We start from the raw sequence: 3,371 nt of genomic DNA on the forward strand, positions 1-3,371 counted from the left end.
GTCGGAGGTGGGCCACGTGTCGGCGGGGGTGGGGTGTGCTTCGTCGGCGGTCACCGCCGGGTGCCAGCCGGTCCGGCCGATCGCCCGGACCAGCGCGGCCACCATCCGCGGGTCGAAGTGGGCGCCCGCGCACCGCCGGAGCTCCTCCAGCGCCACGGGCACGGGCCGTGCCCTGCTGTAGGAGCGGGTGGAGGTCATCGCGTCGAAGGCGTCGGCGACGGCGACCACCCGCGCGGACTCCGGGATCTGACCGCCCGCCAGCCCGTAGGGGTAGCCGGTGCCGTCCAGCCGTTCGTGGTGGTGCAGCACCGCCGCGCGGGCCTCGCCGAGGAAGGAGATCCCCCGCACCATCTCGTGCCCGTACTCGGGGTGCAGTTCGATCACCCGGCGCTCCTCGGGGGTCAGCGGGCCGTTCTTGGTGAGCAGCCGGGTGGGCACGCCGAGCTTGCCGACGTCGTGCAGGATGCCCGCGAAGCGGAGCACCTCGACGCGCTCGTCGTCCATGCCGAGTTCCCGCGCGATCATCATGGACGCCCGTCCGACGCGTTCGCTGTGCCCGCGCGTGTAGCCGTCCTTGATGTCGACGGCCTGGACGAGGGCGCGGATCGTCGCCTGATGGGCGGCCCGCTCCCGGTGGTACTGGACGAACGCCCACCAGGAGACGCCCATCGGCAGCAGCACCAGCAGCGCGGCCACGGGTCCGTAGGGGCTGCGCCACAGCAGCGCCATCATGAGTCCGGCGAGGCCGTGCACGGTGATCGGGGCCAGCGACCCGAGAAACAGCCGCCACCAGGCAGCCGGTGCCGGGATCCGCCTCCCGCGCGGGAGCACGCCGGGCGCCGACGCCGGGACGCCGGCGTCCAGCAGGGTGAGCACCAGGCAGAACACCAGCACCGCGGCCCCGGCCGTGCCGAGCGCGGCCGGGACGTCGCAGTCCGCCACCGCGTCCCGGCCGCCGACCGCCAGATGGACCCGGCTCGCGGCCCATACGGCGAGCACCAGCCTGCCGGCCCGCCAGAGCCTGCGTGCCAGGTACGGGCGTTGTTCCACGGGGAGCAGCAGCGCCCCGGGGAGCGCGACCAGCGCCGCGGCGGGCGGTGGCAGCAGGAAGGCCCCGGCGAGCAGGACGGGGTGAAAGGTTCCGCCCGGGTGCGGGGCGGCGACCAGACGCGATCGGGCGAGGCGCTCGCAGCCCGCGTACAGCGCGGCGAGCAGGGCGACCGCCCACCAGGAGAAGCGGGCCCCGCCCGGCGGGGACACCGGGACGGAAGGGACCAGCGACAGCGGACAGAGCAGGCCCAGCACGGTGACACAGGCGACATACGCGCGGACCCGTGCCGGTAACGCCTCCATGTGCCCCTCCCCGACCGTGCGCGCCGGCACCCGACCTGCCGTCTGCCAGGCTCTGGAGCCTAGGACGGCGGGGGGTGCCTCCACGGGCCGATAACCCGCGGATTAGCACGTTCGAGTGATACAGGGGCCGGAGGACCGCGGAGTGTCAGGACTCCTGCGGTGCGGCCGGCGAGGCCGTGACGTCCTGGTCGGGGACGGCCTGGCCGGAGCGGATCAGGTCGAGCCGGCCCATGACCTTGGAGCGCAGGTCGCCCGGCACGTCGTCCTGTCCGCAGCAGCGCTTGACCAGCTTCTTCACCGCCTGCTCGAGCCCGTACTTCTCCAGGCACGGCGAGCATTCCTCGAAGTGGTGCTCGAACTTCACACAGTCGGAATCCGGCATCTCACGGTCGAGGAACTCGTAGAGATGATCGAGGATTTCGCTGCAATCCGTCTCGTGCGGCTCTCCGCAGCTCATGACCCCGAGCCTTTCGCTTCGTTCGACTCTCCGGCGCCGGCCGGGACCAGTCCGCGCTCACGCGCGTAGTCCTCCAGCATGCCGCGCAGCTGACGGCGGCCACGGTGCAGCCGGGACATCACCGTACCGATGGGTGTCCCCATGATGTCCGCGATCTCCTTGTAGGCAAAGCCCTCGACATCGGCGAGGTACACCGCGATGCGGAACTCCTCCGGGATCGCCTGGAGCGCTTCCTTGACGTCCGAGTCGGGCAGGTGGTCCAGCGCCTGCGACTCCGCGGAGCGCAGACCCGTGGACATGTGCGACTCGGCGCGCGCGAGCTGCCAGTCCTCGATCTCCTCGGCCGCGCTGCGCTGGGGTTCGCGCTGCTTCTTGCGGTACGAGTTGATGAAGGTGTTGGTGAGGATCCGGTACAGCCACGCCTTGAGGTTGGTGCCCTCACGGAACTGGTGGAAGGACGCGTACGCCTTGGCGTACGTCTCCTGCACCAGGTCCTCCGCGTCGGCCGGGTTGCGCGTCATGCGCAGGGCGGCCGAGTACATCTGGTCGAGGAACTCGAGCGCGTCCCGCTCGAAGCGCGCGCTGCGCTCCGCGGTCGACTCCGCACCCGTGCTGCCCTGGCCCTCGGGCTGCTCCGCCTGGCCGTGTTCGGTCCCTGCGTCGGTACCGGGAACCGGACCCACCTCCTCCAGAGTTGTCGCGAGACCGAAACCGGTCTCACCCGAATCGGAGGATAGACGACGATCCGGTGCACCCGCCGCCCGAATAGGGGCGGTCTTGGCCGCGTGCAGCACCGTCCAGTCCAGATCGGGGCGGCTGCTGCTGCGGCTCGAATCGGATTCTGCCGGGCGCAGCCCGTCCACGGGGCGGTGGCGGGAAGCTGGCGGGCAGAAGGTCGAACCCATGCGGCGGACTTCCTCTCCTACGACGGCGACGCCGTTGACCGGCATGTACGTCCGTCCCAACAGCGGGAGCCGGCCGGGCATTCCCGGGCCTCATCCGAGTGTGCCGGTCCACCGCACGACCGCGTCCGTGATCATCGTCACGGCCTCCTCCTGCGTGAGGTCCGCCCGCTTGGGCACGGCGAAACCGTGATCGCCGTGGTCCACCTCGACCAGTTCGTAGGTCCCCTCGGGGAACTCCCCGGGCCTGCCGAACGGGTCGTTGCCGCCCTGGACGACGAGGGTGGGCACCCCCGTGCCGAGCAGCTCGTCGGCGCGGGACTTCTCGGGCCTGCCCGGCGGATGCAGGGGGAAGCTCAGGGCGAGTACGGCGTGGGCGCCGAGTTCCGTGGCGGTGCGGCAGGCGACGCGGGCGCCGGCGCTGCGCCCGCCCGAGATCACCGGCAGGCCCGGCTTCGCCAGCGCGGGCCAGATGCCGCGCCAGCCGGTGTCGAGGGTCTTCGGCGCGGGGGCCAGTTTCCTGCCGGCCACCCGCCAGGGCTGTTCGACCAGGGCGACGGTCACGCCGTGTGCGGGCAGCCCGGCGGCGAGCGCCTTCAGGTCCCGGGCCTCGATGCCGCCGCCGGCGCCGTGGCTCACCGCGAGGACGAGGCGGGCCC

The 3,371-nt window shown here is 72.3% G+C and carries 4 protein-coding genes; all 4 read right to left on the reverse strand.

Features of this window, described 5'->3' with window-relative positions; all coding sequences use genetic code 11:
• The coding region (locus B7767_RS34020; RefSeq protein WP_107486485.1) for an HD-GYP domain-containing protein at positions 1 to 1,353 on the reverse strand (1,353 nt) is incomplete at its 3' end.
• 145 nt (positions 1,354 to 1,498) lie between these two features.
• Positions 1,499 to 1,810, reverse strand: a complete 312-nt coding sequence (gene rsrA / locus B7767_RS34025) for a mycothiol system anti-sigma-R factor (RefSeq protein WP_085575468.1) — start codon at positions 1,808 to 1,810, stop codon at positions 1,499 to 1,501.
• Complete coding sequence (gene sigR, locus B7767_RS34030; RefSeq protein WP_037937802.1) at positions 1,807 to 2,493, reverse strand: RNA polymerase sigma factor SigR; 687 nt, start codon at positions 2,491 to 2,493, stop codon at positions 1,807 to 1,809. Before sigR ends, rsrA begins: the two co-directional genes overlap by 4 nt.
• A 312-nt stretch (positions 2,494 to 2,805) precedes the next feature.
• The coding region (locus B7767_RS34035) for an alpha/beta family hydrolase (RefSeq protein WP_085575469.1) at positions 2,806 to 3,371 on the reverse strand (566 nt) is incomplete at its 5' end.

Source organism: Streptomyces sp. 13-12-16, from assembly GCF_002114215.1.
GTDB lineage: Bacteria > Actinomycetota > Actinomycetes > Streptomycetales > Streptomycetaceae > Streptomyces.